This is a genomic window from Streptomyces sp. NPDC034084 (assembly GCF_055575535.1).
This window is the reverse complement of sequence record NZ_JBVISK010000003.1, coordinates 583,214-609,007: the sequence shown is the minus strand read 5'-3', so window position 1 is coordinate 609,007 and position 25,794 is coordinate 583,214. Positions and strand designations below refer to the sequence as shown.

The window sequence follows — 25,794 nt, the reverse complement described above, 5'->3', positions numbered from 1 at the left end:
TAGCCATGTACTGTGTCTCGTATGAGTTCAGCAACCGAGAGCGCCACGGCGGGCTTCCTGGTCTGGCGCCTGTCGATGAAGTGGCGGGTGGCCGTCGACCGGGCGGTCGCGCCCCTGGGCCTGACCCATGCCCAGTACGCGCTGATGGGGTCCCTGTACGGGATGGCGCGCTCCGGGCGGGAACCGAGTCAGCGGCAGCTCGCCGACCACACCGGGCTCGAACCGCTGTACGTCTCCAAGCTCGCCCGCGCGCTGGAGGCCGCCGGGCTCGTCGCCCGCACCCGTGACCCGGACGACCCGCGCGCCATGCGACTGTCGCTCACCGAGCAGGGGCACGACGTCACTCGCCGCGCGATCAAGGTGGTCCAGGGCCTCCTGGACCAGCTCCTCGAACCGCTCGGGGGGCAGCACAGCCCGCGCGCGCGGGAGTTCACCAGCGAGCTGGCGACCCTGCTCGAAGCACCTCTTGATCCGTCCGCCGAGAACGACGAGGAGCAGTCATGACCACCACCACCGCACCCACGACCAACGGCCGGGTCATCGCCCTGGCCCACTACGCCGCGCGCGCCCTCCTCGAGGGCGCACTGACCCGCCACGGCATCACCTTCGAGCAGAACGTGACCCTCCGGGCCGTCGTGGTCGCGGGCGACTCCGTCGGCCGGGACGCACTCGTCGCCGACGTCGTCGGCTCGCTGAAGGCCGAGGAGTCCGTCGTACGCGGGGTGATCGACGAGCTGACGGCGGCGAAGCTGCTGGAACAGGACCCGGCACAGGCGTCCCGGCTGCGGCTCACGAAGGCCGGGCGGGAGCTGTACGAGTCCACCACCGCCGAGACCGCCGAGATCTCCGCCCGGCTGTACACCGGCATCCCGGCCGAGGACCTCGCGGTCGCGGGCCGCGTGCTGACCCTCCTCACGGAACGTGCGAACGCCGAGCTGGCGGCTTCCTGAGTCTTCCGCGGGGCTGCGGGCCAGGTCGCTGGGCTGCTCCGGTCACATCCGCAGGGTGCTGGGCTACCGTGCCCGCTACCCGCTGATGTCCTCGGACAAGTCGGGCGACGGCCTGCCGCGCATCGGCATCGTGACCCAAGACCGCCCGGCGGCCATCGACCAGCCGCAGCCGGGCGATGTCGTGTTCTTCAAGCTGGACCAGCGCACCGGGCAACGCCTCGACCGCGTCGGCATGGTCCTCGGCCAATGCACCGAGGGGCACCTGGTCTTCGTCTCCAGCCGCGAGGAGGTCAACGGGCCGACCATCGGGGACATCGGTGGCGTCTCCCGCCTCGACGGCAACGGCTTCTGCGCCAAGTCCCTGCGCAGCGCGAAGCGCCTCTGAGGGCCGGCGGCCGGCCCGGCGGTCAGCGCGCTTCGTTCACGCCGGTGAAGGCGGCACCGGCGATGTTCTGTATGTAGTCGCCGTACTGGCTGCCGTCCCCGGTGCCGTTGGGGTTGAAGGAGTAGACCAGGCGGCGTTCGAGGTCACGGGTGGCGAACATCCCGTTCTCCCAGCCGGGGCGGGAACCCGTCTTGCCCCATACGGTGACGCCGTTCTTCAGGGTGAGCCGCATCATCCCGCCGGGACCGAAGCACGCGGCCCCGGCCTTGAGGCAGTTCTTGTTGGCCTGGGCGTTGGGCACCGCGGGGACCGAGAACGCCACCTCCTGCTGGGCCGGCGGAAGCAGTCGGCCCCGGAAGAGGGCCGTCATGAAGCGGTCCAGGTCGGCGGCGGTGGAGATCATCCCGCCCTCCGCCCAGGGATAGGGGTTCTGCTCGGTGACGTCGTCGCCGTCGACGTACACCCGGGTGTGCGGGCTGGGGAGGGTGATGTCGTCGGCGGCGGGCAGGCTGGTGTCCCGCAGCTGGAGGGGGCGCAGGATCCGCCGGTCGAGCTCGTGCCGGAAGCTGTGGCCGGTGACCTTCTCCACGAGCAGGCCGACGATCACGGTGTTGATCCCGTTGTACTGCTGGACCGTGCCCGGGGCGGGGCGCTGTTCGTTTCCCTGGTGGTCCCGCGCGGCGAGCGCGAACGTGTCCCGGACTCCCTCCGAGGGCGCCACGCCCTTCAGCCACCACCCCGGGTCCTCGCCGGGGCGCGCGGGCGGGCCGGGGGTGGGGGCCGGCTTGGGGAGCCCACTGGTGTGGTCGAGCAACTGCCGCACCGTGACCGTGCCGTAGTCCGGCGGAATCAGCTCCGGGAGGTAGTGCCTCACCGGGTCGTCGATGCCGATGCGGTGCTCGGCGACCAGTTGCAGGGCCACCGTGTGGGTGAAGACCTTCGTCACGCTGCCGATGCGGAAGTGGTCGTCGGCGGTGACGGGACCGGCGGTACCGGTCCATAGGGGGCCGCGGCCCGGTCCGTCGACTCTGACGAGTACGCCGGCCTGGTATGTCGGCAGGGGCGTGACCAGTTTCCGCAGGGGCTCGGGGTCGAAGGTAGACCCGGTGTTCGTCGTGGGCGGTTGTGCCGGGGTGAGAGCCGTCGCGGCGGGGACGCCCGCACCGATCGTGAGGACCGATACGGCGAGGCATGCCACGGCGAGGCGGCGAAGACGGGTCGGACGGACGCGCACGGGCTGCTCCGTTCTGTTGAGGCGGTGGGGGGCACTGCGCCCCTTGACACCCTCAACTCTCCCGTCCCTGCGGTCCGGTGGCCATCCGTGATCACCCGGAGCCGACCCCCATTCCCCCGGATCGACCCCCTCAGGGGCACCCCTGAGGAGAGGCCCGTGATCATGAAATGAACGCGCGCCCCCGCTGCTCGCTCAGCCGTTGTGCAGGCGCCAGGTCGTCAGGGCGAGACGGGCGCGGGTCAGGCCCCTGGGGGCGGTGAGGTCCAGGGCGAGGGCCCTGCCGATGTGGTCGAGGCGGCGCGCGATGCTGCTGTGGTGGAGGTGGAGGAGGTCGGCCGCCCGCCGTACGGACGCGGTGGCGCAGTAGGTGTCCAGGGTCTCCAGGTCCTCCGCTGACAGGCGGTCGATCGCGGTCACGTCCGGGTTGTCCCGTACGGCGTCCTCGGGGATGTCCGCCAGGAGGGCCAGCGCGCCCAGGTCGCTGTGGTGGACGACGGGTTCGCGCGGGGTGGTGAAGCGGAGGGCCATGCGGGCCTGGCGCCAGGAGCGGTCGGGGCTCTCCGCGGCGCCGATGCCCGCTCGTACGCCTGCGGGGAACCCCGTACGGTCCAGGGTGCCGGCCAGGATGACGCCGACATCGGCGAGCGGGGCCGCCTTCACCGGCCGCGCCGGGCAGATCAGGGCGCCGACGCGGTCGAGCGGGAGACGGGTGCGGACGGCGACGACGTGCACGCGGAGGCCGGGTGCGAAGCCGAGGAGGCGCAGCGCCCGCGCACGGGCCGCGTCGTCGCCGTCGGCGCTGACGGCGAGTTCGACCAGGGCCGGGTCGGCCATGGTGGTACGGGCGGGGCCGTAGCGTTCCGCGGCGGCCGCGGCCGCGAGGGCGAAGCGGTCGAGGAGGACCTCGTCGAGCGGGTTGGGCGGGCCGGTGCGCTCCAGCCAGACCGTGCCGATCTCCTCCTCGTCGAGGGTGATCGGCGCCTCGGTGGAGACGGGTGCCGGCGGGGTCGACGCCTGGGTGCCGTGCGGCGAGACGCGGGTCGCGCGGCCGGTGCCGTGGAGCCGTATCCCGGCCACACACTCGGCCAGGCCCGCAGAGGCGCGGGCCAGCGCCGGGAGGTCGACCCGACGGCGCATCAGGGTGTCGTAGAACGCGACGATGCGCATCGCACCGTCCACGTACGGATCGAGTCCCGAGAGCCGTACGGCCAGTGCCTCCATGGCAGAAGCATAGAAGGACGGGAGCGCGCCGTTCGGCGCGTGATCGGGGCGGGATGCGCGACGGATGGCGGGTGATCCCCGGGTGGCCGCCGCGGAGGATGGTCGCCATGGATCCCGAACTCGAAGCGTTCATACCGTTCTTCCCGCAGACCGACCTCTCCGACCCGGTCGCCGCCCGCGCCTACTTCGCCGGCCTGGCGGCCGGCGTACCGGCGCCGGACACCTCGCAGATGGAGGTGGAGGACCGTGTCGTGCCCGCCGATCCGGACGTGGTGGTCCGGATCTACCGGCCGCGCCGGGCCCAGGGGGCCGTGGTCTGGCTGCACGGCGGCGGATTCGTCATGGGTGACGTGGACACCGAGCACCCGTGGGCGACCCGCATCGCGGAGAGCTCCGGGGCGGTGGTGGTCTCGGTCGGTTACCGGCTGGCCCCCGAGCATCCGTTCCCGGCCGCCCTGGACGACGCCTACGCCGTACTGAAGTGGACGGTCGAGCACGCGGAGGAACTCGGCGTCGACCCGGCGCGGATCGCGGTCGGGGGCCACAGCGCCGGCGGCGGGCTCGCCGCGGCGGTGGCCTTGCGGGCGCGTGACGAGCAGGGCCCGCCGATCCGCTTCCAGCTGCTCAACCAGGCGGGGCTCGACGACCGCCTGGAGACCTGGTCGGCACGGAACTTCACGGACACTCCCTGGTTCCACCGCGGGAAGGCGGTCGCCGCCTGGCAGCACTACCTGGGCTCCCGGGCCGCCACGCCGTACGCCGCTCCCGCACGTGCCACCGATCTGTCCGGACTCCCGCCGGCCTACGTCGCCTCGGCCGAGTTCTGCCCGAACCGCGACGAGGACATCGCCTACGCCGTCCGTCTGCTCCAGGCGGGTGTGTCCGTCGAACTCCACCAGTGGCCCGGCACGTTCCACGGGTCGCAGGCCATCGTCTCCGCCGACGTCTCTCAGCGGCAGAACGCCGAACTCGGCGCCGTCCTGCGCCGCGCCCTCGCCGGCTGAGCCCGAACACCCCCTCCCCTGTATCGATCACGAAAGGACTGATGTCATGAAGAAACGACTGATGCTGGTGGGAAGCGTTGCCGCGCTCGGCGTCTGCGCGGGCCTGGTCACCGCGGCGGCCGCCCCCGGCGGCCCGAGGTCCGCTCCCGCCGGAAGTACGCGTGCGTCCGCCGGCCTCGATCCCGCGGAGCTGCAGTCCGCCCTGGACGGTGTCCACCGCGCGGGCGTGCCGGGCGTGTTCGCCGAGGTGCGGGACGACGGCCGGACCTGGCGCGGCGCCTCCGGGGTCGCCGACCTCAAGACCGGCCGTCCCGTCAGGGCCGACATGCGGCACCGCGTCGGCAGCGTCACCAAGACCTTCACCGCCGCCGCCGTGATGCAGCAGGTCGAGCAGGGGCGGGTCCGGCTCGACGCGCCGGTCGGGGACTACCTGCCGGACCTCGTGCCGGGCGAGCGGGGCAGGAAGATCACGATCCGGATGCTGCTCAACAACACGAGCGGCATCCCGGACTACCTCCCGTACGCGTTCCCGTCCCTGCGGGGCTTCCCCTCCCTCTCGGACGTGTCGACGGAGAGTCTGGACGACAACAGGTTCCGCAGGTTCCGTCCGTCCGAGCTGATCGCGATGGGCCTCTCGGCACCTCCCGTCGGCGAACCCGGCGGCCCCACGGGGGTGTACTCGAACACCAACTGGCTGATCCTCGGCGAACTCCTGGAGAAGGTGACCGGCGTGCCGGCCGAGGAGTACATCACCCGGAACGTGATCGCGCGGGCAGGACTCCGCCACACCGGCTTCCCCACCGGCCCGCGCGTCGAGGGGCCGCACTCGCGCTTGTACGAGTCGTTCTACGGTCTGATCGACCCGCCGCGTGACTACAGCGTGTACGACATGTCCTGGGTGGGGACGGGAGCGGCGCTGGTGTCGACGATGGAGGACCTCAACCGCTTCTACGCCCGGCTGCTCGACGGCGAGATCGTCAGCCGCGCGTCGCTCGCGGAGATGCAGCGTACGATCCCGGTCCGCGCCCTGGACGGGTCGATGATCCGGTACGGCCTCGGGCTGCACCGGGTCGAGGCCCCCTGCGGCACCTTCTGGGGACACGACGGGACCGTCTGGGGAGCCGGAACGATGTCGCTGACCAGCGCGGACGGCAAGCGGCAGATGTCCGTGGCGGTCAACCTCATCCGCTGGAACAAGCCGGACGCCTCGGGGAAGCCACAGCCCCACCCCATCGACGGCGCCATGAAGAAGCTGTACGGGCAGGCGATGTGCGGCGGAGCCGCGACGGCCCCGGCGGTCAGTCCTTAGGACGGGTCAGGCCCGGCCGGCCGCCGTGTCCATCAGCAGGGCGAGGACGCGGCCGCGCGAGGCGGAGAGGCCGTCGTCCCGAGGAGAGGCCCGAGTCGACGTCCATGTCGTCGTGGTAGACGATCGCGGCGAGCGGCACCTCGTTCGCCGCGAGGCGGCACGGGTCGTACAAGGGCGGCCGGTCGGTGCGCGGCCAGGAGGTCGGCGGCCTGCGCGAACGGGCGCGGGCCCCTGATCTCGCGGAACGTCCAGGGGTACGTCATCTCGCCGGTGAGCAGGAGAGGGTCGGCGCCCTCGGTGAACTCGGGGAAGCCGGCCCGTGCGCGGGCGGCCGCCCAGCCGGTCGGCCCCTCGCCCCGCCCGTACAGGGTCTCCCGCAGGACGGCGAAGAGCGGGTTGTCGGTGAAACCGGTCAGGGACATCACCTGTGTCTGCCCATGGTGCGTACGGTGGCGGGCGGGTCGGGTGCCGGTCCCTTCGAGCTCCGCCTCACCACCGTACGCAGTCACGCAGCCGGGCCCACCGGCGCCAGCGTGTACGTCCGGCCGGCCGTGTAGAACTCCAGGGCCGCGCCGCCCTGTTCGCGCGGGCCGTGGCTGGAGGCCTTCGATCCGCCGAAGGGCAGGTGGAAGTCGACGCCGGTGGAGGGGGCGTTGATCCGGATCATGCCGGTGTCGAGCAGATCGAGGCCGTGCAGGGCCGTGTTCAGGTCGGCCGTGTGGACCGAGGTCACCAGGCCGTACGGGACGGAGTTGGTGATCCGGATGGCGTGGGCGACGTCGTCGGCGGCGAGCAGGGAAGCGACGGGGCCGAAGACCTCCTCGCGCAGCAGCCGGTGTCCGGGGGCCACGTTCTCGACCAGGGTCGGGGCCGCGTACCAACCGGTCCTCTCGAGCGCGGTGCCTCCGGCGAGGGCGGCGAGGCCGCGGCAGGCGTCGACCATCCGGTCGCGGGCGGCTTCGTGGATGAGCGGCCCGCACACGGTGGCCGGGTCGGCGGGGTCGCCCACGGGGAGGGCCCTCAGCGCTTCGGCGAGTGCCTCGCGGAGCGGGCCGAGGGCGGCGCCGACCGCGATGACGCGGCTGGTGGCGGTGCACTTCTGGCCCGCGTACCCGCCGATGGAGGCGGCGATGTGACCCGCCGCCTGCTCGATGTCCGCGTCGGGCAGCACGACGGCCGCGTTCAGGCCGCCCATCTCGGCCTGCGCCGGGATGCCCCGGGCGGTCGCGGCCCTGGCCACGGCCCGGCCGACGGGGGTGGAGCCGGTGAAGGAGACGACGTCGGCGGCCGAGACGAGCGCGTTGCCTTCGGTGGCACCGCCGGGGAGCACGGTGAACACCGCTTCGGGCACGACCCGGCGCACGATCTCGGCGAGGCGCTGGGCACACGCGGTGGCCTCGGGAGCGGGCTTGAGGACGACGGTGTTCCCGGCCGCGAGCGCGGGCGCCGCCTTCCAGGTCGGAATGGCGAAGGGGAAGTTCCACGGCGTGATGAGTGCCGCCACACCGTGGGGGCGGCGGCGGGTCAGGAGCAGTCCTTCCCCTGCCGCGGTCTCGTGGACGGCACCGGCGGGCTGGAAGGGGGCCTGGGCGTAGTAGCGCCAGATCGCGACGGTACGCGTCACCTCGGCTCGGGCCTCCGAGAGCGGCTTGCCCACCTCACGTACGGCGAGTTCGGCCAGTTCACCGGCGGCGGCCTCCACGGCGGTGGCGACCGTGCCCAGGGCGGCCGACCGGGCGGCGGCGCCGGCCCGCAGCCAGCCGGGCTGCGCGGCACGGGCCCGTTCGACGGTGTCGACGGCGGCGAAGGCCCCGGGCGCGGGGATCCGCAGGAGCACGTCGGCCGGGTCGGCCGGGTTGCGGGAAGTGAGGGTCGGAAGGACGTCGGTCACAGGAGGAGGCCTCCGGAAGAGGGGCGTGGGGTGGGAGGGGACGGATCGAGTGTGGCGGGGACGGCGGGCGGCCGCGGCCATCGGCGGTGGGCGTCGGTGGGCGGCGGCGCGCGTGGGCCTCAGCGCCCGCCGTCGGCGGAGCCGGGTGTCAGTGGTGGCCGTCCGCGACGGCCTTCTCCGTGGCGGTCCGCACCGCCGCCTCGACCGTGCCGGTGAGCGGGTGGCGCGGCGGCCGGGTGGGGCCCCCGGGCCGGCCGGCGATGTCCATCGAGAGCTTGATGGACTGGACGAACTCCGTCTTGGAGTCCCAGCGCAGCAAGGAGTGCAGGGACTTGTACAGCGGGAGAGCCGTGGCCAGGTCGCCCGCGACGGCGGCGCGGTACAGCGCGGCGCAGCTCGCGGGGAAGGCGTTGGGGTAGCCGGCGATCCAGCCGACGGCGCCCGCCACCGCCAGCTCCAGCAGGACGTCGTCGGCCCCGATCAGCAGGTCGAGATCCGGGGCGAGTTCGGCGATCTCGTACGCGCGGCGGACGTCGCCGCTGAATTCCTTCACCGCGACGATGCTGCCGTCGCCGTACAGCCGGGCGAGCAGGTCGGGGACGAGGTCCACCTTGGTGTCGAAGGGGTTGTTGTACGCGACGACCGGGATGCCGACGCCCGCGACCTCGGCGTAGTGGGCGCGCACGGCCGTCGCGTCGGCGCGGTAGGTGTTGGGCGGCAGGAGGAGGACCGAGCCACAGCCGGCCTCGGCGGCCTGCTCGGCCCAGCGGCGGGACTCGGCGCTGCCGTAAGCGGCGACGCCGGGCATGACCCGCGCTCCGTCTCCGGCGGCTTCGACGGCGGTGCGGACGACCTGGGCGCGCTCCGCGTCGGTGAGGGTCTGGTACTCGCCGAGGGAGCCGTTCGGGACGACCCCGTCGCAGCCTTCGGCGATCAGCCGGGCGACGTGCTCGGCGTAGGCGTCGTGGTCGACGGAGAGGTCGTCGCGGAACGGCAGGGTGGTGGCGACCATGATGCCGCGCCAGGGGCGGTCGGTGGTCCGGGTCGTGGCGGCGGTGACGGTCATGTCGATGACCTTTCTGTAGTGTGTGACATTTTATAGCTGGGGAAGAAGAGACCCACGGGCCTCTCCGCCGGGCGCTAGGACGCTCCGGCGTCCGGATCTGTGGGAGGCAGCCCGGCGAGCGTCGAGAGCCGGACCGGCACCGCGAACGGACGGCGCTCCGCAGGTGGTTCGGGAGTGTCGCCGCGCGCGGCGAGGCAGGCGACGGCCGTCCCGCACATCCGGCCCTGGCACCAGCCCATGCCGGCCCGGGTGAGGAGCTTGACGGTGCGCGCGTCCCGCGCGCCGAGCTCGGCGACCGCCTCGCGGACGCGGCCTGCGCTGACCTCCTCGCAGCGGCAGACGTCCGTGTCGTCGCTGAGCCAGTCCTGCCAGCCGGGGCCGGGGGCGTGGGCGGCGCTCATCACGTCGGCGAAGGCGCGCATCCGGTCCCGGCGGCGGCGCAGTTCGGCGATCCGGCCCTCGCCCGCGCGGCGCCCGAGGAGTCGCGCGGTGATCGCGCGGGCGGCCAGCTCACCCTCCGTGCGGGCGAGTTCCGCGCCGCCCACGCCGCCTGTCTCGCCCGCTGCCCACAGGCCGGTCTCCGAGGTCTCCTGGAGGCCGTCCAGGGCGAGGCCGAGGGTTCCGTCGGGCAGTCTCCGGGTGGCGCAGCCGACCGTCGTGGCCAGCTCGATCTGGGGGATCAAGCCGTGGCCGACGGCCAGGGCGTCGCACACGATCCGGCGTCCCGTCCCCGGCACGGGACGCCAGTCGGCGTCCACGCGGCTGACGGTGACGGCCTCCACGCGGTCGCCGCCGTGCACTTCGGTGACCGCGCTGCGCAACCGTACGGGGACGCGGTGCCGGAGCAGCGCGGCTCCGTGCAGCAGGGCTTCGGCCGCCTTCCCGGGGTTGGCCGCGAGCACCCGGGGGTTACGGGCGTACCGCAGGTAGCCGGCGGCCTCGACCACGGCCGGCACCCGTGCGCTGGCGGCGGCGAGGGAGGAGGCGACGGCGAGGAGCAGGGGGCCGCTGCCGGCCACGACGACGCGACGGCCCGGCAGCACGAGCCCGGACTTCAGCATGGCCTGCGCTCCGCCGGCGCCCACGACTCCGGGCAGGGTCCAGCCGGGGAAGGGGAGTTGCCGCTCGTACGCGCCGGTGGCGAGCAGCAGCGCCCGCGCCCGGATCCGTACGGGCCGCTCGGCGGTTCCGTCCGCTCCGGTGACGGCGTGCACCGTCCAGGTCCCGTCACCCTCCCGGACCACGGACCAGACGTGGTGCCCGGCGAGGTGGGCGAGGCCGGTGCCGGCGAGGCGTCGGCGGAGGTCGGTGAAGGCGGACCAGTCGTGGTGAAGGGCCTCGGGCCGTACGGCGCCCAGGGCGGGCGCCGGGTGCCGGTAGAACTGCCCGCCGGTCTGGGAGGAGGTGTCGAGGAGGGCGACGGAGAGGCCGAGTTCGGAGGCGGTGACGGCGCCGGAGAGTCCGGCGGATCCCGCTCCCACCACCACGAGGTCGTACGTCTCGCCGCGCACCTCGGGCTCAGACGGTGAGGTGTTCATGACCGTGTCCCTCCTGGGTGGTGATCGCGTCGCCGGGGTGGGCCGGGACCAGGCAGGCGCGCAGGTTGGGTTCGCCGTTGACGGTGGCGAGGCAGTCGTAGCACTGGCCGATGCCGCAGAAGGCGCCGCGCGGGCGGCCACCGTCCCGGGTGGTGCGCCAGGCCAGGATGTCGGCGCCCCAGAGGGCGGCGGCGACGGTCTGCCCCGGCAGGGCGGTGACGCGACGGCCGTCGAAGGTGATGTCGAACGGCGGATCGGGCTGTGCGCCGACGAGGTCGGCGGGGGTGCGGGCCACGGGCCCTCCTCTCGTGACGGTGGGTGCGCGCACCTCAGGGCGCGGTGCCGGTGAAGGGCGCGGTGTCGGCGACGGTTCCGGTGTCGGCGAACCGCTCGGGCCGGAACGGGTGGATGTCGAGGGGCGGTTCACCGCCGGTCAGGCAGGCCGCGACGATCCGGCCCGTGACGGGGGCGAGTCCGATGCCCGCTCCTTCGTGGCCGCAGGCGTGGAGCAGTCCTGGGACGCGCGGGTCGGGGCCGATCGCGGGCAGGTGGTCCGGCAGGTACGGGCGGAAGCCGAGGTAGGTGCGGATGGCGCGTACGGTGCCGAGGAGGGGGAACAGCGTGGTGGCACCGGCGGCGAGCCGCCGCAGGACCTCGGTGGAGAGGGTCCGGTCGAAGCCGACCCGTTCCCGGCTGGCACCGATCAGGACCGGGCCCGAGGGCGTGCCCTCGACGACCGCCGAGGTCTGGAGCGCGGCGGAGCCGCTGGCGACGTCGGCCACGTAGTCGGCGGCGTACACCTTGTGGCGCACCACGCGCGGGAGCGGTTCGGTGACGAGGACGAAGCCTCTGCGGGGCAGTACGGGAAGATGGACGCCCGCGAGGGCGGAGAGGGCGCCGCCCCAGGTTCCGGCGGCGTTGACGACGTACGGGGCGTGGATCTCGCCGTCGGTGGTCCGCACGCCGCGGATCTCCCCGGCCGCGCCGGTGAGCAGGCCGGTGACCTCCTCCCCCAGGCGCAGCAGGATCCGGTCGCCTCCCGCGCGCAGCAGTCGGGCGGCCGCGTGGGCGGGCATCACCTGGGCGTCCTGGGGATAGAGGAAACCGCCCGCCAGGGTGGGTGCGAGGTGGGGCTCCAGGTCGTGGAGCCGGTCCGCGGGGATCTCCCGGCTGGTGACGCCCGCCTTCTCCTGGCGGCCCGCGAAGTCGCGCAGGGCGCGCATCCCGGGCTCGTCCGAGGCGACGACGAGGCCGCCCTTGGCCTCGTACTCGACCTGCGGCGGCAGCTGTTCGGCCAGCTCTCGCCACAACGCTGTCGCGATCAGGGCGAGTTCGAGCTCGGGACCTGGTTCCTTGTCGGAGACCAGGAGGTTTCCCTCACCGGCTCCCGTCGTGCCGCCGGCGACGGAACCGCGGTCGACGACGGTGACGGAGAGACCGGCTCGGGCGGCGTAGTGGGCGCAGGCCGCGCCGACGACGCCGGCACCGACGACGATGACATCCGAGGTGTTCCTCGTGGGCGTTCTCGTGGGCACGGCAGTAATATTTCACATGGCACTGTGGTTGCCAAGACCCGTGGAGAGCTTCGCAGTTGCCTCTCGCACCCGTTCTCGCCATACGGACACGGATGGATAACGGAGCCCCCGACACCTTGTCAGTACAATTTCACATTACTATGTTACCGGTCACATTCCAGCCGACGCCGACGTCCCACGGCTGTCCCACGGCTGCCCCACCGCCGTACCACCGGAGTGACCACCCATGAACAAGCGCACCCGCACCCTCGCCACCGCCCTGGTGACGACCCTCGCCCTCGGCGTCACCGGCTGTTCCGGCGGCGAGAAGTCCGGCGGCTCCCCGGACCGTAAGAACCCCGCGGCCTCCACCAACGGCACGATCGTCGGAGGTACTCCGCAGAAGGGCGGCACGCTGACGGTCCTGTCCAACCAGGACTTCACCCACCTGGATCCGGCCCGCAACTGGGTCATGAGCGACATGGACTTCGGCACCCGCCTGCTCTACCGCACCCTCCTGACGTACAGGGCGGAGCCCGGCGCGAAGGGCGGGGTGCTGGCGCCCGACCTCGCCGAGGACCTCGGCGTCTCCTCCAACGGCGCCAGGACGTGGACGTTCAGGCTCAAGCCGGGGCTGAAGTACGAGGACGGCACTCCGATCACCGCCCAGGACGTCAAGTACAACGTGGAGCGGTCCTTCTCGCCCGATCTGCCCGGCGGTCCCGACTACGCGGCCCGCTACCTCGTCGGCGCCGAGGGCTACCAGGGCCCGGCCAAGGGCAAGCACCTCGACTCCGTGAAGACGCCCGACGCCCGCACCCTCGTCTTCGAACTCCGCAAGCCCTTCGCGGAGTTCCCCTACACCACCGTGCTGCCCACCTTCGCGCCCGTCCCCGCCTCCCAGGACAAGGGCCCCCAGTACGACAGCCGCCCCTTCTCCTCCGGCCCGTACAAGATCGACTCGTACGCCCGCGACAAGCAGCTCGTCCTCGTCCGCAACACCCACTGGGACCCCAAGTCCGACACGGTGCGCAAGGCGTACCCGGACCGGATCGTCGTCACCATGGGGCTCAAGGCCAACCAGATCGACGACCGGCTCATCGCCGCCGCCGGCGCCGACGCCTCCGCGGTCTCCTGGGACAAGCTCCGCCCCGAGTCCACCCCCAAGGTGCTCACCAGGCCCGAGGTCAGGGCGCGGCTCCTCGCCGAGTCCAGCAGCTGTACCGAGATGGTCCAGATGCACACCGGCCGGGCGCCCTTCGACGACGTCAGGGTCCGGCAGGCGGTGCAGTACGCGCTGGACCGCGAGGCGATCCTCACCGCCTCCGGCGGCCCCGCCCTCAACGACCCCGCCACCGCGCTCATGCCCGCCTCCCTCTTCGGCGGCAAGCAGCCCGACACCCTGAAGATCCCGCTCACCGGTGATGTGGAGAAGGCGAAGCGGCTGCTGAAGGAGGCGGGGAAGGCCGACGGCTTCCCCACGAGCATCACCGTCTCCAACGGCGACAAGTCGGTGGGCGAGGCGATCCAGCAGTCCCTGGGCCGCGCCGGGATCAAGGTCACCATCGAGACCGTCGACCCCTCCGCCTTCTACGACACGATCGGCGACACCAAGAACCGCACGGACCTCGTCTACACCGGCTGGTGCCCCGACTTCCCCTCCGGATCGACCTTCCTTCCCTTCGTCTTCGACGGCCGCTACATCAAGGAGAAGGGCAACTCCGGCAACCACTCCCTCTTCCGTGACGACGCCACCATGAAGCGGATGGACGCGATCGCCGCGATGACCGACTCCGCGCAGGCGAACAAGGCGTGGCAGGAGCTGGACGGCCAGATCCTCGCCAAGGCCCCGACCGCGCCCGTCGTGGTCGAGCGCAGGCCCCTGCTGCTCGGCACGAACATCGCCGGTGCCTTCGGCCACACCTCCTTCGGCGGGCAGATCGACTTCGCGACGGTCGGCCTCAAGGACCCGTCGAAGAGCGCGAGCTGAAGGCGGCCATGACCACCACCACCTCGACCTCCCCGCCCGTGAGGGCGGGCAGCGGGCCCTGGCGACTCGCCCGGAGGGAGCTGCGCCGTCGCACCTCCGTGCAGGTCTCGCTCGCCGTCGTCGCGTTCTTCGCGCTGCTCACCGTCGCCGCCCCGCTGATCGGCTCCCTGGGCGGCTGGGGCCCGGAGGAGTTCGACAAGAGCGCCGTCGATCCGTACCTGGGCGGCCAGCCGATCGGTCCGCTCGGCGGCGTCTCGGCGGAGCACTGGCTCGGCGTCGAACCCGTCACCGGACGCGACCTGTTCGCCCGGGTCGTGCACGGCGCCCAGGTCTCGCTGCTCATCGCCTTCTCGGCGACCGCGATCGTCGTCGTCGCCGGAACGGCGGCCGGCATCGCCGCCGGCTACTTCGGCGGCCGCACCGACAGCGTGCTCTCCCGCCTGATGGACCTCACCATGTCCTTCCCCTCGCTCATCTTCATGATCGCGATGATGTCGGTGGCGAGGGACGTCAACCGGATCGTCCTCATGACCGCCGTCATCGGCCTCTTCGGCTGGCCCGGCATCGCCCGGGTCGTCCGCGGCCAGGCCCTCTCCCTCAAGCACCGCGAGTACGTCGACGCCGCCCGCGTCGGCGGCTCCGGCCCCTGGCGGATCCTCGCCCGCGACATCCTCCCGGGCGTCGCCGGGCCCGTCATCGCGTACACCACCCTGATCATTCCGGGGATGATCGCCACCGAGGCGGCCCTCAGCTATCTGGGCGTCGGCGTCCGCCCGCCCACTCCTTCCTGGGGCCAGATGATCGCCGAGAGCGTCGCCTATTACGACACGGATCCCATGTACTTCCTCGTCCCGAGCCTCTGCCTCTTCCTCACCGTGCTCGCCTTCACGCTCCTCGGCGACGCGCTGCGCGACGTCCTCGACCCGCGAGGGAGCGGCACGTGATCCTCTATCTCGGCCGCCGGCTCCTGGGCGTGCTCGGCGTCCTCGTCGCCATCGCCGCCGTCACCTTCACCATCTTCTACGTCCTGCCCTCCGACCCGGCCGCCGCGGCATGCGGCAAGTCGTGCAGCACCGAACGCCTGGAGGCGATCCGCGCCCACATGGGCCTGGACGCCCCGCTGTGGCGGCAGTTCACCGACTTCGTCACCGGCATCTTCACCGGCCGCACGGTGGGCAGCGGACAGTACGCCCTGCACTGTGACTTCCCCTGCCTGGGCTACTCGTACGAGAACAGCCAGAGCGTGTGGGACCTGCTCGTCGACCGGCTGCCGGTCTCCGCGTCCCTCGCCCTGGGCGCGGCCGTGATCTGGCTGCTGCTCGGGCTCTCCGCCGGTGTCACGGCCGCCCTGCACAAGGACACGCTCACCGACCGGGCCCTGATGGTCGGCGCGGTCGCCGCCGCCTCGCTGCCCGTCTACTTCACGTCGGTGCTGCTGATCTACGGGCTGATCCGCGTCTCCGGACTCCTCCCCTATCCGCAGTACGTGCCCTTCGGCTCCGACCCCCTGTCCTGGGCCACCAACCTGCTCCTGCCGTGGCTCGCGCTCGCGATCCTGTACGCCGCGATGTACGCGCGTCAGAGCCGCAGTTCGATGATCGAGTCCATGGCGGAGCCGTACATCCGCACCGCGCGCGCCAAGGGGCTGCCGCGCCGCACGGTGGTCGTCAAACACGGGCTCCGCGCGGGCCTGACGCCGATCCTGACGATCTTCGGGATGGATCTGGGCGGTCTGCTGGCGGGTGCGGTGATCACCGAGTCCCTCTTCGGGCTCCCGGGCATCGGGCGTCTCTTCTACGGCGCCCTGTCGACCGGCGACCAGCCGGTGATCCTCGGGGTGACCCTGCTCGCCGCCACCTTCATCGTCGTCGCCAACCTGGCCGTCGACCTGCTGTACGCCGTCGTCGACCCGCGAGTGAGGTACTGATGGGCGACTCCGCCTCCCTGCTGTCGGTACGCGACCTCACGGTCACCTTCCCCACCCGGCGCGGCCCCGTCCGGGCGGTCGACTCCCTCTCCTTCGACGTCCCGCACGGGCGCACCCTCGGCATCGTCGGCGAGTCCGGCTCCGGCAAGTCCGTCACCTCGCTGGCCGTGATGGGCCTGCTCACCGGCGCCGAGGTGACCGGCTCCGTCGCCCTGGACGGCCGCGAACTGATCGGCCTGCCGGAGCGTGAGCTCAACCGGCTGCGCGGCCGGAGGATGGCGATGATCTTCCAGGACCCGCTGTCCAGCCTGCATCCGTACTACACCGTCGGCGAGCAGATCGCCGAGCACCACCGGGTCCACTTCGGGTCCCGTCGCGCGGCGGCCCGCGCGCGGGCCGTCGAGGCGCTCGGCGAGGTCGGCATCCCCGAGCCCCGCCGCCGGGCCGGCGAGTACCCGCACCAGTTCTCGGGCGGGATGCGCCAGCGGGTGATGATCGCGATGGCGCTCGTCTGCGAGCCGGATCTGCTGATCGCCGACGAACCGACGACGGCGCTCGACGTCACCGTCCAGGCGCAGATCCTGGAGCTGATCGCCCGTCTCCAGGAGGACCGGGGCCTCTCCGTCGTCATGATCACGCACGATCTGGGGGTGGTCGCCCGGGTGGCCCACGACGTCCTGGTGATGTACGGCGGCCGGGCCGCCGAACGCGCCTCGGTGAACGCGCTGTTCGCGACCCCGGCCCATCCGTACACCCGGGGTCTGCTCGACTCGCTGCCCCGGCTCGACGACCACGACGACGCGCCGCTCCGGGCGATCCCCGGCAGCCCGCCGTCCCTGCTCGACCCGGCGCCGGGCTGCGCGTTCGCCCCTCGCTGCCTCCGCGCCGCCGCCGGCTCCGAGGAGGAGCGGGCCCGCTGTGCGGCCGAACGCCCGCTCCTCGACGGCCCGGACGGGCACCCGGCCGCCTGTCACTTCCCCGCGTACGAAGGCGTTCCCTCATGACCACCACGCCCCCGCCCCTCCTCCGCGTACAGGACCTGACCATGACGTTTCCGGGGCGCCGGGCGCGCTCGGCGCCCGTCCGGGCCGTCGACGGCGTGTCGTTCGACGTGGCGGCGGGCGAGACGCTCGGGCTCGTCGGCGAGTCCGGCTGCGGGAAGTCGACCACCGGCCGCGTGATCGTGCGGCTCCTGGAGCCGACCGCGGGTTCCGTCTCGTACGACGGACGCGACATCAGCCATCTGTCCCGGCGGGAGCTGAAGCCGCTCCGCCGCGACCTCCAGATGGTCTTCCAGGATCCGCACTCCTCCCTCAACCCCCGGCAGACCGTGGCCCGGATCATCTCCGATCCGCTGCTCGTGCAGGGGAGTTCGGCCGCCGGGGCGCGCAAGCGGGCCGTGGAGCTGATGGAGCTGGTCGGGCTCATCCCGGAGCACATCGACCGCTATCCGCACGAGTTCTCCGGCGGGCAGGCCCAGCGCATCGGAATCGCCCGCGCGCTGGCCACCGGCCCCCGGCTCGTCGTCGCCGACGAGCCGGTCTCCGCCCTGGACGTCTCCGTCCAGGCGCAGATCGTCAATCTGATGGAGCGGCTCCAGCGCGAGCTCGGCCTCGCCTATCTCTTCATCGCGCACGACCTCTCCGTGGTGAAGCGGGTCTGCGACCGGGTCGCCGTGATGTACCTCGGCCGGATCGTGGAAATCGGTGAGAAGGAGCGGGTGTACGCGGCGCCCGCCCACCCCTACACACGGGCGCTGCTCTCCGCCGTACCCCTGCCCGACCCGGTGGCCGAGCGGGTCCGGGAGCGGATCACGCTGCTCGGCGACCCGCCGAGTCCGGCCGCTCCCCCGCCGGGCTGCACGTTCCACCCGCGCTGCCCGAAGGCCCGGGAGCTCTGCCGGACCGAGGCGCCGTCACTGCGGATCGCCACCCCGGGCGAGGCCCGGCAGGTCGCCTGCCACTTCCCCGAGAGCCCGGAGGGAGGGTGAGGGCACACCGCCGCTCTTGACAACCGCTCACGTTCCTCGTCCTCATGTTCCTGACAGAAGTGGCTCCGCACCACGAGGGGAACGATCAGCGCATGACCCAGCCCGAGAGCGCGGGACACGACTACGACGTCGTCATCAGCGGCGCGAGCCTCGCCGGCTGCGCCGCGGCGATCCTGCTCGCCCGCCGCGGTGCCCGCGTCGCGCTCCTGGAGCGGCGCTCGCGCCCCGGGGCGTACAAGACGCTGTGCACCCACTCCCTCACGGCCAACGCCACCCCGGTCCTTCAGGAACTCGGCCTGGTCCCCGCCCTGGAGAAGGCGGGGGCCGTCCGCAACGAGGCCCGCTGGTACACCCCCTGGGGATGGATCGAGCCGAGGGCCGCGCCGGGTCCCGAGCTGCCGTACGGCTACAACGTCCGGCGCAGCACCCTCGACCCGCTGATACGCTCCCGTGCGGCCGAGACCCCCGGCGTCGACGTACTCCTCGGCCACCAGGTGACGGGGCTGGTCCAGGAGGACGGGCGGACCGTGGGGGTGCGGGCCTCCACCCCCGAGGGCGAGCGCGAGTTCCGGGCCCGTCTGGTGGTCGGCGCCGACGGCAAGGACTCGGCCGTGGCCTCGTTCGCCGGGGTGCCCACCCGGCGGCACCAGAACGCGCGGTTCGGCTATCTCGCGCACTACCGGAACCTTCCGCTGCGCGACGGGATCAGCCACGCCTGGTTCCTGGTGCCGGACATGGCCTACGCGTTCCCGAACGACGACGGGGTGACGGTCGTCGCGGTGCTCCCGGACAAGACGCGGCTGCCGGCCTTCCGGGAGGATCTGGAGGGCAGCTTCCTCGAGTTCGTCCGCTCGCTGCCCGACGCACCGGCCATCGACTCCGCCGAGCGCGTCACGAAGATCACCGGCACGGTCGACTACCCGCTCCACACCCGCAGGCCGACCGCGCCGGGCCTCGCGCTCATCGGTGACGCCGCCCTGACCGGCGATCCCCTGTGGGGAGTCGGATGCGGGTGGGCCCTGCAGTCCGCGCGGTGGCTGGCGGAGGCGGTCGCCCCCGTCGTGACCGGTCACGGCGACCTCGACCGGGCGCTCGCGGTGTACGCGCGCAGGCACCGGCGGCGCCTGAGCGGACATCAGTACCTGGCGGCGGACTTCGCCAAGGGGCGTCCGTTCAATCCGGTGGAGCGGCTGATGTTCTCGGCGGCGGCGCGGGACGCGTCCCTGGCCCGGCACATGCACCTGTTCGCGTCCCGCCTCATCGGTCCGGTGCGGTTCCTGAACCCCGCGGTGGTGGCCAGGGCGGCGGTCGTCAACCTCAGGCACCGGCGGGCGGCGAACCGACCCGCGCGCCTGCCAGGGACGGGGGCGTGACGGGCTCCCCCAACACAGCGACGCCGGCACCGCCTCGCCCGAGCGGTGCCGGCGTCGGTGTGTTCAGGCGGTATCGCGGGCCGCGCGGTACAGGGCGCCGGCGACGGCGAGGTCCTCCCAGGCCATCCCCACGCTCTTGAAGAGCCGCGGGCGGCCGGAGGGCGCGCGGCCGGTGGACGCGGGGTCACGGGAGGCGCGACCGGAGGGGGCGCGGCCGTTCACGAGGTCGGTGAGGGTGCCCGCGATGTGGTCCGCGCCGATCGCCCCCTCGGCCAGCGGGACGAGCAGGTCGCCCGCCTCGCGGAGCGCCGCCGAGCGCGCCTCCACGTACACCTGGGCGCGGGTCACGAGCGCGGTGTCGGTCTCACGGGCGGCCGGCTGGTGCGAGCCGACCGCGACGACGGTGGCGCCGGGGGCCACCAGGGTGCCGTCGAAGAGCGGTTCCCGGGCCGTGGTGCAGCAGACGACGAGGTCGGCCCCTGCCACGTCGCCGGGCGTGCCGGCGCGGGCGGGCACGTCGAGCGTCCGCGCGTATCCGGCGAGGGCGCGGGCGCCGACCGCGTCGCGTCCGACGACGACGGCCTCGGCGACCTCGCGCACGGCGAGGACTGCTTCCAGGTGCCCGTACGCCTGGGGTCCGGTGCCGAACAGGACGAGCCGCAGGGGCCGGTCGTCCGGTGTCAGACGGCGTATGGCGAGCGCGGAGACGGCCGGGGTGCGCAGCTCGGTGAGCGCCGCTCCGTCGAGGAGGGCGAGGGGCCGGAGACTCTCGCCGTCGAGGAGCAGGTACGAGCCGGTGATGCGGGGCAGGCCGCGGGCCGGGTTGCCGGGGGCCACGCCCGCGATCTTCACTCCGGCGTACGGGCCGAGGGCGGCGGGCATGAGGAGGAGCTCACCGGCGGGGACGGGGACGGCGGTGCGGGGCGGTGCGGTCTCGGGGTCGAAGCCGGCCCGCAGGACGTCGGCGAGGACGTCGGCCGTGGCCCCCGGGGTCAGGAGACGGGTCATGGCCGGGGCGTCGATCCGGAGCAGGTCGGCCGTGGTGGTCACGGCAGACGCAGTGGTCACGACAGGCGTGGCGGACTGGGCAGGCGTGGGGGTCACAGCTGGAATCCCGTCCCCAGGTCGTCGTGCGGGTCGAGCACGAAGGTGTGGGTGCCGGTGCGATGGGTGGTTCCGGTGACCTCGGTGACGCCTCCGGGCAGCAGGCGGCCGGTGAACACGGTGCCGGCCACCGACACGTGCGTGAGGGTGTCGCCGGGTGCGAGGCGCCCGTCCTCGCCGAGCAGGGCGAGCCGCGCGGAGGTGCCCGATCCGCAGGGTGAGCGGTCGACCTGCCCGTCGGCGAAGACGGTGACGTTGCGCTGGCGCGGCCCGGTGGGAGCGTCGGGCAGCTCCTCGTACAGGATGACGCCGTAGATCTCGTACGCGGGCAACGCGGCGCGGATCTCCCGCCCGGCCCGGACGAGTGCGGGCAGGGCGGCCCGGGTGGTGTCGAGGCCGAGGGCGGCGGCGGGGACGGAGGCGTAGCAGGCGCCCGAGTCGGCGAGGTCGACGTCGGCGGTGCCGGACGTGGTGTTCACCGGGACCTTGCGCGCGAGGACGCGCGTGGGGACGTTGCGGAAGGTGACGCCGGTGGTCCGGCCGCCCGCGCGGTGCACGGTCGCGGTGACGCGCCCGGAGGGCACGTCGATGCGGACGGGGACGTCGCCGTCCTCGGGGGCGGGGACGCGCCCGGTGTCGACGGCCCAGGCGCCGAGGGCCATCGTGCCGTGGCCGCAGGCGGTGGAGTAGCCGTCCTTGTGCCAGAACAGCACGCCGAAGTGGGCGCCGTCGTCGTCGGGCGGCACGATGAACCCGCCGTACATGCCGGAGTGTCCGCGCGGCTCCTGGACCAGGAGGCGGCGCAGTCCGTCGAGCGGCCGGAGGCGGAGGGCGAGGGCGCGGCGCTCGGCGACGGTGTCGCCGGGGATCGGGGGGAGGTCTTCGTCGACGATCCGGAAGGGCTCGCCTGCGGTGTGGTAGTCGGTGGTGCGGACCGGGTGCGGGCTGGTGTTCACGGAGTGCGGCCTCCAGAAGGGGGGTCACGGTGCCGGGCCGGCCCCTCCCCCGCGGAAGGACCGGCCCGGACGGCGGGTGCGGTCAGCTGCGGAGGGGGCCCTCACAGCTGTAGCTCGACGTGCCCGCGACCTTGGTGGACCAGATCTCGACGGGGCCGAAGCTGCAGTTCATGTCGGCCAGGTTGTTCGAGACGGCGCCGGCGCGGTCGAGGAGGAAGTAGTCGACGGTCTCGGACATGTCCTTGAAGTTCTGGTCGGCGCTGGCCGAGTTGGACAGGTTGGCGGTGATCCGCCCGGTGCAGACGAAGCGGCGCTTGCCGGGGTCGCCGTTCTCCACGCAGTCGGGGGTGCTGTAGGTGGCGGCGGCGAAGGAGGACTTCACGGACGCGAGGGCGGAGTCGCGGAGCTGGGCGTTGGGCGTGTACGTGGTGTTCGGCACGTACAGCTGGTCGACCTTGGCGATCTGCGTGTCGAGGAAGCGGTCGTAGTCGCGCTGGAGGCCGGCCTCGGAACCGAGACGGTTGCGCCACGCGTCGTACGCCGCCACGTCGTTGGCCCGCAGGTGGGTGTACATCTCGCGGAGCAGCGAGGGCTTCTCGGTCCAGAGGAACTCGAAGAAGGTTCCGGCGTAGCCGTAGAAGCGGAAGCCGTCGCCGTCGTAGGTGGCGTTGAGGATCTGGCGGAGGTTCATCCGGGGTCCGCCGCCGGCGGTGTCGCTGATGACGCTGCGGACCAGGGACTTGCGGACGGCGATGCCGTTGTCGCGGGTGGCTCCGTCGAAGAACTCGGCCGTGCCCTCGTCCATGGCGGTGGTGCGGTCGCCCTGGTACCAGGGGCCTTCGCCGAAGAAGCCGGGCACGGCGTAACGGCCGTTGAGGTAGTGGGTGTACTCGTGGCGGAAGAGCTCCTCCAGGGTCAGGGTGGAGTCCTGCGGGACGCGCCGCTGGTAGGTGTAGAAGGTGGCGCCGCGCTCGATGTAGATGCCGCCGTTGTTGGTGTCCATCCCGGTGAGGATGGGGTGGTAGTTCTCGTAGTCCGCGCGGGAGGCGTACAAAACGATGTTCAGCGTGGTGTTGGGGTCACCGGCGAGCGGCTTGTCGGTGCCGAGGACCCGGTGGTACTGCGCCTTGACCTGCTTGCTCGCGTAGTAGAGCTGGTCGACGGTGGCCCGGTCGAGCGCGGTGCGGACCTTGATGGCCCCGTTGTCGTAGGTGTACGTGTACGGGAAGAGCTGCTTCTCGATGTCCTCCTTGCACACGCCGTACGGCTTGCAGGCCTCGTAGACGTTGAGCCAGGAGACGACCTTCGCCCACGGCTGGCTGCCCTGGCCGAAGGTGCCGACGACGGTGGTGAGCAGGGCCCCGAGGTCGGCGACGATCCCGTCCTTGAGGCCCGCGATCTGGCCGAAGCGGCCGTACTCGCCGAGGGCGTCCCGGGCGACCCAGGCGTTGGCGGTGCCCTTCAGGTGTCCGTAGCCGGCGAAGGCCTTGAAGACGGCGCGGTAGGCCGGGTCGGCGGCGACGGCCGTGTGGAACGCGGTGTCCTGGTTGCCGGGGTAGACGCCGAGGTAGTTGACGGAGAGGCCGGCGAGCGCGGCACCCGCCCAGGCCGGGTCGAGGTTCGTGGCGGGGTGCGAGGGGTCCATGGTGGCCAGGACCCGCTTGATCAGCCCGAGTTGGTGCTGGCGGAGGCCGGGGGCGCTGGCCGCGTAGAGCGCTTCGCGGAGGGTGTTCGCGTTGCTCTTCGTGACGTCGAAGGTGTGCGCGGCGGCGGCGAAGTCGGCGACGGCCCGGCGGATCGCGTCGATCGTGGGGGCGTCGGTGGTGTCGATCTCGTCGCGCGCGTAGTCGTGGTAGGCGACGGCGTGCAGGTACGTGAACATCTCCTCCAGATGGGAGGCGTTCCGTCCGTCGTGGGAGGCGGCGAGGCCCGATATGCGGCGGGCGACGGCCTGGACGTGGGCGTCGGACATCACGGGCGCGAGCCGGGCGTCCCAGGTCCATATGAGGTTGCGCAGACAGCCGTCGGCGGTGACCGCCGGGTCGGCGAGGAAGTCGGCGAACTGCTCGGGGGTGAGGCCCTTGATCCCGTCGAGGGTGCAGGGGACGCCGGCCGCCGTGGTACCGGCGGCGGTCGCGGCGTACGCCTTGGCGGTGGCGGCGGCCGGTGCCCGGCCGGGGACGCGGCCCGCGGCGAGGCCGCCGGGGGCGGGGGCCGGCCCGAAGGTGGTGCGCGGGGCGGAGGCCGGGTGCTCGACCTCGTCGAAGGGGTTGGCACCCGGCTGCGCCTGCGGGGCCGGCGCGCCGAGCATAAGGGCCGGGGCGGTGGCGGGCTGGTCGTCCGTGCCCGCCGCGGCGACACCGGCCTGGCCGGCGGAGGCGAGGAGGGTGACGGCGACGGCGGAGGCGAGCAGGGACGAGCGCACACGTCTGTGGAGGGACAAGGGGAACTCCTGCTGGTGAGGGGGGTGGCGCGGGGATGTGTTCGCGAACTGGCCGTGTTCGCACGGCGTATGACGAACGTTCATCAGACCGTGTGCGCTGTAACATAGTAATGTGAAATTGCACTGACAAGCCTTTGGGTGGCATCACTTGCCCTCCGGGGCCGACAGGCCGCCCCCGAACGGGGTCAATCCGTCACACAGGCCTCGGGATTCAGCGGCGTCGCGGTGCCGAGTCCGCCACAACGGACCGCAGGGCCCGACGAAGCCACGGCAAGGGGCTGTTCATGCGCCCCCTCAACCCCCACCATGCTGCTGTCTACTCGTGCGTAACTCACTCCAGGGGAGAGCGTGTTGAGAATCCGTGGCCGGATCACCGTTCCGCTGCTCGCCGTCGTGGCGTCCCTGTTCCTGTCGGCGGCGCCCGTGCGGGCCGAGGAGCCCGGGCCCGAAGCGTCCGCCCGTACCCCCGTCGTGTTCGTCCACGGCTACAACGCCGATCCCGGGGTGTGGGGCGGCCTGCGCGCGGACTTCGAAGCCGACGGCTACACCGACGCCGAGCTCTTCTCCTTCGGCTACGACACCCACCGGTCCGTGAACGAGGTCCTGTCCGGCGAACTCGCCGCGTACGTCGAGGGAGTCAAGCGGCGGACCGGGGCGAGCCGGGTCGACCTCGTCGCCCACTCCTTCGGCAGTCTCGTCACCCGCTGGTACGTGAAGTTCGACCCCGCCGGCCAGTCCTCCGTGGCCCACTGGGCCTCTCTCGCCGGCCCCAACCACGGCACCGGTACGGCATGGGCGTGCGCGCTGTGGGACCAGGCCTGCCGCGACATGACCCCGGGCTCCTACGTCCAGAAGAAGCTCGCTGAGGGCGACGAGACGCCCGGAGCCGTGCGCTACGCCACCTGGTGGTCGGAATGCGACGAGGTCATCAACCCCGACAGCAGCGTGCCGCTGGCCGGCGCCGCCAACAACGGCGCCGGCTGCCTCGACCACAACGAGCTCCTCGGCGACGCCACCGTCTCCCAGGGCGTCCGCGCCTTCCTCCGCTCGTAGCCGACCTGGGTCCGCCCGGCGGCCGACCCCGCGTCAGCCGGATCCGGGCCGGCCCACCGGCTCCGGGGAGTCCGTCACGATCTCGGGCTCCAGGCCCTCGGCGGGGGTGGTGCGGGAGCGGCCGATGTCGCCGCGCCACGCCTCGAAGGCGAGCGTGGTCGCGGTCACCACCGCCAGTCCCAGCAGCCAGCCCCCGACCACGTCGCTCACCCAGTGCACCCCGAGCGCGACCCGCGTGTAGCTCACACCGAGCACCGCCACCGCCGCCAGGACCCACGGCAGCGGCCGCCAGGCACGCGGGACCAGGGGAAGCAGGACCAGCAGCAGGACGGCGCAGGAGGTGGTGGCCGTCATGGCGTGCCCGGAGGGGAAGGAGAAGCCGGGCGCGTGGGCGACGGGATCCGGCAGGTGCGGCCGGGCACGCTCGACCACGTTCTTGACCAGCAGTCCCACCAGCCCGCCGGTCGTCGCGGTGACGGCCGCCCAGGCGGCGAGGCGGAACGCCCGCCGCCGCAGGAGCCACACCACCACACCGGCCACCAGGAGCCGCATGGTCAGCGGCCCCCACGCGACCTGCGTGAGGAAGTCGAGCACCCGTACCCAGGCCGGACTGCCGAGCGCGGAACGGTGCAGCCGCTCGGCCACCACCTGGTCGAGGTGGTACAGCGGGGTCCAGTGCGACTCCACCAGCACCAGGGCGAGGGAGAACGGGACGGCCGCCAGGGCGGTGAGGGCCGCGCCCGCCACCAACCGCGTGCCGAACCGCGTGTCGGGCCCGCCGTGGCCGGTCACGCTTCGCCCGAGACGGTGCCGCCAGGTCCGGGGGGAAGGCTCAGTCATGGTCGG

22 protein-coding genes and 2 pseudogenes are annotated in these 25,794 nt (G+C 72.8%); 12 read left to right on the top strand and 12 right to left on the bottom strand.

Annotated features, from left to right (window positions below; genetic code table 11):
* The first annotated feature begins 21 nt into the window (after nt 1-21).
* From ACZ51I_RS13725 to ACZ51I_RS13715, 3 genes and pseudogenes are all read left to right on the top strand, one after another.
* Nucleotides 22-504 (top strand): MarR family winged helix-turn-helix transcriptional regulator, encoded by a 483-nt coding sequence (locus ACZ51I_RS13725; protein WP_468875051.1) that lies wholly within the window; start codon nt 22-24, stop codon nt 502-504.
* The gene (locus ACZ51I_RS13720; RefSeq protein WP_468875049.1) at nt 501-950 is read left to right on the top strand and encodes a MarR family transcriptional regulator; all 450 of its coding nucleotides are present in this window, start codon (nt 501-503) and stop codon (nt 948-950) included. Before ACZ51I_RS13725 ends, ACZ51I_RS13720 begins: the two co-directional genes overlap by 4 nt.
* Nucleotides 951-963: 13 nt before the next feature.
* A pseudogene (locus tag ACZ51I_RS13715) lies at nt 964-1,335 on the top strand (C40 family peptidase); the annotation flags it as partial.
* Nucleotides 1,336-1,357: 22 nt separating this feature from the next.
* Here ACZ51I_RS13715 and ACZ51I_RS13710 read toward each other — a convergent pair.
* Both ACZ51I_RS13710 and ACZ51I_RS13705 read right to left on the bottom strand, forming a co-directional pair.
* Nucleotides 1,358-2,569: a serine hydrolase domain-containing protein gene (locus ACZ51I_RS13710; RefSeq protein WP_468875047.1), complete on the bottom strand. Its 1,212-nt coding sequence runs from the start codon at nt 2,567-2,569 to the stop codon at nt 1,358-1,360.
* Nucleotides 2,570-2,761: 192 nt separating this feature from the next.
* Nucleotides 2,762-3,790 (bottom strand): PucR family transcriptional regulator, encoded by a 1,029-nt coding sequence (locus tag ACZ51I_RS13705; RefSeq protein ID WP_468875045.1) that lies wholly within the window; start codon nt 3,788-3,790, stop codon nt 2,762-2,764.
* A 107-nt stretch (nt 3,791-3,897) separates the two neighbouring features.
* Here ACZ51I_RS13705 and ACZ51I_RS13700 point away from each other — a divergent pair, with 107 nt between their 5' ends.
* A complete protein-coding gene (locus ACZ51I_RS13700) occupies nt 3,898-4,794 on the top strand; it encodes an alpha/beta hydrolase (protein ID WP_468875043.1) in 897 nt (298 codons plus the stop codon).
* Nucleotides 4,795-4,840: 46 nt separating this feature from the next.
* Nucleotides 4,841-6,103 (top strand): serine hydrolase domain-containing protein, encoded by a 1,263-nt coding sequence (locus ACZ51I_RS13695; protein WP_468875040.1) that lies wholly within the window; start codon nt 4,841-4,843, stop codon nt 6,101-6,103.
* 6 nt (nt 6,104-6,109) lie between these two features.
* Here the strand turns inward: ACZ51I_RS13695 and ACZ51I_RS13690 are convergent.
* From ACZ51I_RS13690 to ACZ51I_RS13665, 6 genes and pseudogenes are all read right to left on the bottom strand, one after another.
* Nucleotides 6,110-6,531 (bottom strand): annotated as a pseudogene (locus ACZ51I_RS13690) (alpha/beta fold hydrolase); the annotation flags it as partial.
* Between the two features lie 77 nt (nt 6,532-6,608).
* Entirely contained in the window at nt 6,609-7,994 is a 1,386-nt protein-coding gene (locus ACZ51I_RS13685; RefSeq protein ID WP_468875038.1) for an aldehyde dehydrogenase family protein, read from the bottom strand.
* 148 nt (nt 7,995-8,142) lie between these two features.
* The gene (locus tag ACZ51I_RS13680; protein ID WP_468875035.1) at nt 8,143-9,060 is read right to left on the bottom strand and encodes a dihydrodipicolinate synthase family protein; all 918 of its coding nucleotides are present in this window, start codon (nt 9,058-9,060) and stop codon (nt 8,143-8,145) included.
* A 74-nt stretch (nt 9,061-9,134) separates the two neighbouring features.
* Nucleotides 9,135-10,598 carry an FAD-dependent oxidoreductase gene (locus ACZ51I_RS13675; RefSeq protein ID WP_468875033.1) on the bottom strand — a complete coding sequence of 488 codons (1,464 nt, stop codon included), beginning with the start codon at nt 10,596-10,598 and terminating at the stop codon, nt 9,135-9,137.
* On the bottom strand, nt 10,579-10,893 hold the full coding sequence (locus tag ACZ51I_RS13670) for a (2Fe-2S)-binding protein (RefSeq protein ID WP_468875030.1): 315 nt from the start codon (nt 10,891-10,893) through the stop codon (nt 10,579-10,581). Before ACZ51I_RS13670 ends, ACZ51I_RS13675 begins: the two co-directional genes overlap by 20 nt.
* A 34-nt stretch (nt 10,894-10,927) precedes the next feature.
* A complete protein-coding gene (locus ACZ51I_RS13665; protein ID WP_468875028.1) occupies nt 10,928-12,133 on the bottom strand; it encodes an NAD(P)/FAD-dependent oxidoreductase in 1,206 nt (401 codons plus the stop codon).
* Between the two features lie 226 nt (nt 12,134-12,359).
* On the opposite strand from ACZ51I_RS13665, the gene ACZ51I_RS13660 reads away from it, so the two are divergent.
* The 6 genes from ACZ51I_RS13660 to ACZ51I_RS13635 all read left to right on the top strand — a co-directional run bounded on the left by ACZ51I_RS13660 (nt 12,360) and on the right by ACZ51I_RS13635 (nt 19,392).
* Nucleotides 12,360-14,102 (top strand): ABC transporter substrate-binding protein, encoded by a 1,743-nt coding sequence (locus ACZ51I_RS13660; protein WP_468875026.1) that lies wholly within the window; start codon nt 12,360-12,362, stop codon nt 14,100-14,102.
* Nucleotides 14,103-14,110: 8 nt separating this feature from the next.
* Nucleotides 14,111-15,046 carry an ABC transporter permease gene (locus ACZ51I_RS13655; protein WP_468875023.1) on the top strand — a complete coding sequence of 312 codons (936 nt, stop codon included), beginning with the start codon at nt 14,111-14,113 and terminating at the stop codon, nt 15,044-15,046.
* Complete coding sequence (locus ACZ51I_RS13650) at nt 15,043-16,029, top strand: ABC transporter permease (protein WP_468875021.1); 987 nt, start codon at nt 15,043-15,045, stop codon at nt 16,027-16,029. The genes ACZ51I_RS13655 and ACZ51I_RS13650 overlap by 4 nt, the downstream gene beginning before the upstream one ends.
* Nucleotides 16,029-17,033: an ABC transporter ATP-binding protein gene (locus ACZ51I_RS13645; protein ID WP_468875018.1), complete on the top strand. Its 1,005-nt coding sequence runs from the start codon at nt 16,029-16,031 to the stop codon at nt 17,031-17,033. Before ACZ51I_RS13650 ends, ACZ51I_RS13645 begins: the two co-directional genes overlap by 1 nt.
* On the top strand, nt 17,030-18,019 hold the full coding sequence (locus tag ACZ51I_RS13640; protein WP_468875015.1) for an ABC transporter ATP-binding protein: 990 nt from the start codon (nt 17,030-17,032) through the stop codon (nt 18,017-18,019). Before ACZ51I_RS13645 ends, ACZ51I_RS13640 begins: the two co-directional genes overlap by 4 nt.
* Before the next feature lie 92 nt (nt 18,020-18,111).
* The gene (locus ACZ51I_RS13635) at nt 18,112-19,392 is read left to right on the top strand and encodes an NAD(P)/FAD-dependent oxidoreductase (RefSeq protein ID WP_468875013.1); all 1,281 of its coding nucleotides are present in this window, start codon (nt 18,112-18,114) and stop codon (nt 19,390-19,392) included.
* A 63-nt stretch (nt 19,393-19,455) separates the two neighbouring features.
* Here ACZ51I_RS13635 and ACZ51I_RS13630 read toward each other — a convergent pair whose 3' ends face one another.
* From ACZ51I_RS13630 to ACZ51I_RS13620, 3 genes are all read right to left on the bottom strand, one after another.
* Nucleotides 19,456-20,400, bottom strand: a complete 945-nt coding sequence (locus tag ACZ51I_RS13630) for an ornithine cyclodeaminase family protein (protein WP_468875635.1) — start codon at nt 20,398-20,400, stop codon at nt 19,456-19,458.
* A gap of 92 nt (nt 20,401-20,492) precedes the next feature.
* Nucleotides 20,493-21,452: a proline racemase family protein gene (locus ACZ51I_RS13625; RefSeq protein WP_468875010.1), complete on the bottom strand. Its 960-nt coding sequence runs from the start codon at nt 21,450-21,452 to the stop codon at nt 20,493-20,495.
* An 82-nt stretch (nt 21,453-21,534) separates the two neighbouring features.
* Nucleotides 21,535-23,895: a collagenase gene (locus tag ACZ51I_RS13620; protein WP_468875008.1), complete on the bottom strand. Its 2,361-nt coding sequence runs from the start codon at nt 23,893-23,895 to the stop codon at nt 21,535-21,537.
* Nucleotides 23,896-24,297: 402 nt separating this feature from the next.
* Between ACZ51I_RS13620 and ACZ51I_RS13615 the strand changes: the two genes are divergently transcribed.
* On the top strand, nt 24,298-24,948 hold the full coding sequence (locus ACZ51I_RS13615; protein ID WP_468875633.1) for an esterase/lipase family protein: 651 nt from the start codon (nt 24,298-24,300) through the stop codon (nt 24,946-24,948).
* 33 nt (nt 24,949-24,981) lie between these two features.
* Here the strand turns inward: ACZ51I_RS13615 and ACZ51I_RS13610 are convergent, their stop codons facing one another.
* A complete protein-coding gene (locus ACZ51I_RS13610; protein WP_468875006.1) occupies nt 24,982-25,788 on the bottom strand; it encodes a phosphatase PAP2 family protein in 807 nt (268 codons plus the stop codon).
* Between the last annotated feature and the right edge of the window lie 6 nt (nt 25,789-25,794).

Bases quoted from the DNA above. Each gene is read 5' to 3' on its own strand.
- ACZ51I_RS13725 (WP_468875051.1), top strand. From the start codon at position 22: ATGAGTTCAGCAACCGAGAGCGCCACGGCGGGCTTCCTGGTCTGGCGC.
- ACZ51I_RS13720 (WP_468875049.1), top strand. From the start codon at position 501: ATGACCACCACCACCGCACCCACGACCAACGGCCGGGTCATCGCCCTG.
- ACZ51I_RS13705 (WP_468875045.1), bottom strand. From the start codon at position 3,790: ATGGAGGCACTGGCCGTACGGCTCTCGGGACTCGATCCGTACGTGGAC.
- ACZ51I_RS13700 (WP_468875043.1), top strand. From the start codon at position 3,898: ATGGATCCCGAACTCGAAGCGTTCATACCGTTCTTCCCGCAGACCGAC.
- ACZ51I_RS13695 (WP_468875040.1), top strand. From the start codon at position 4,841: ATGAAGAAACGACTGATGCTGGTGGGAAGCGTTGCCGCGCTCGGCGTC.
- ACZ51I_RS13680 (WP_468875035.1), bottom strand. From the start codon at position 9,060: ATGACCGTCACCGCCGCCACGACCCGGACCACCGACCGCCCCTGGCGC.
- ACZ51I_RS13675 (WP_468875033.1), bottom strand. From the start codon at position 10,598: ATGAACACCTCACCGTCTGAGCCCGAGGTGCGCGGCGAGACGTACGAC.
- ACZ51I_RS13660 (WP_468875026.1), top strand. From the start codon at position 12,360: ATGAACAAGCGCACCCGCACCCTCGCCACCGCCCTGGTGACGACCCTC.
- ACZ51I_RS13655 (WP_468875023.1), top strand. From the start codon at position 14,111: ATGACCACCACCACCTCGACCTCCCCGCCCGTGAGGGCGGGCAGCGGG.
- ACZ51I_RS13645 (WP_468875018.1), top strand. From the start codon at position 16,029: ATGGGCGACTCCGCCTCCCTGCTGTCGGTACGCGACCTCACGGTCACC.
- ACZ51I_RS13640 (WP_468875015.1), top strand. From the start codon at position 17,030: ATGACCACCACGCCCCCGCCCCTCCTCCGCGTACAGGACCTGACCATG.
- ACZ51I_RS13635 (WP_468875013.1), top strand. From the start codon at position 18,112: ATGACCCAGCCCGAGAGCGCGGGACACGACTACGACGTCGTCATCAGC.
- ACZ51I_RS13630 (WP_468875635.1), bottom strand. From the start codon at position 20,400: ATGACCCGTCTCCTGACCCCGGGGGCCACGGCCGACGTCCTCGCCGAC.
- ACZ51I_RS13610 (WP_468875006.1), bottom strand. From the start codon at position 25,788: ATGACTGAGCCTTCCCCCCGGACCTGGCGGCACCGTCTCGGGCGAAGC.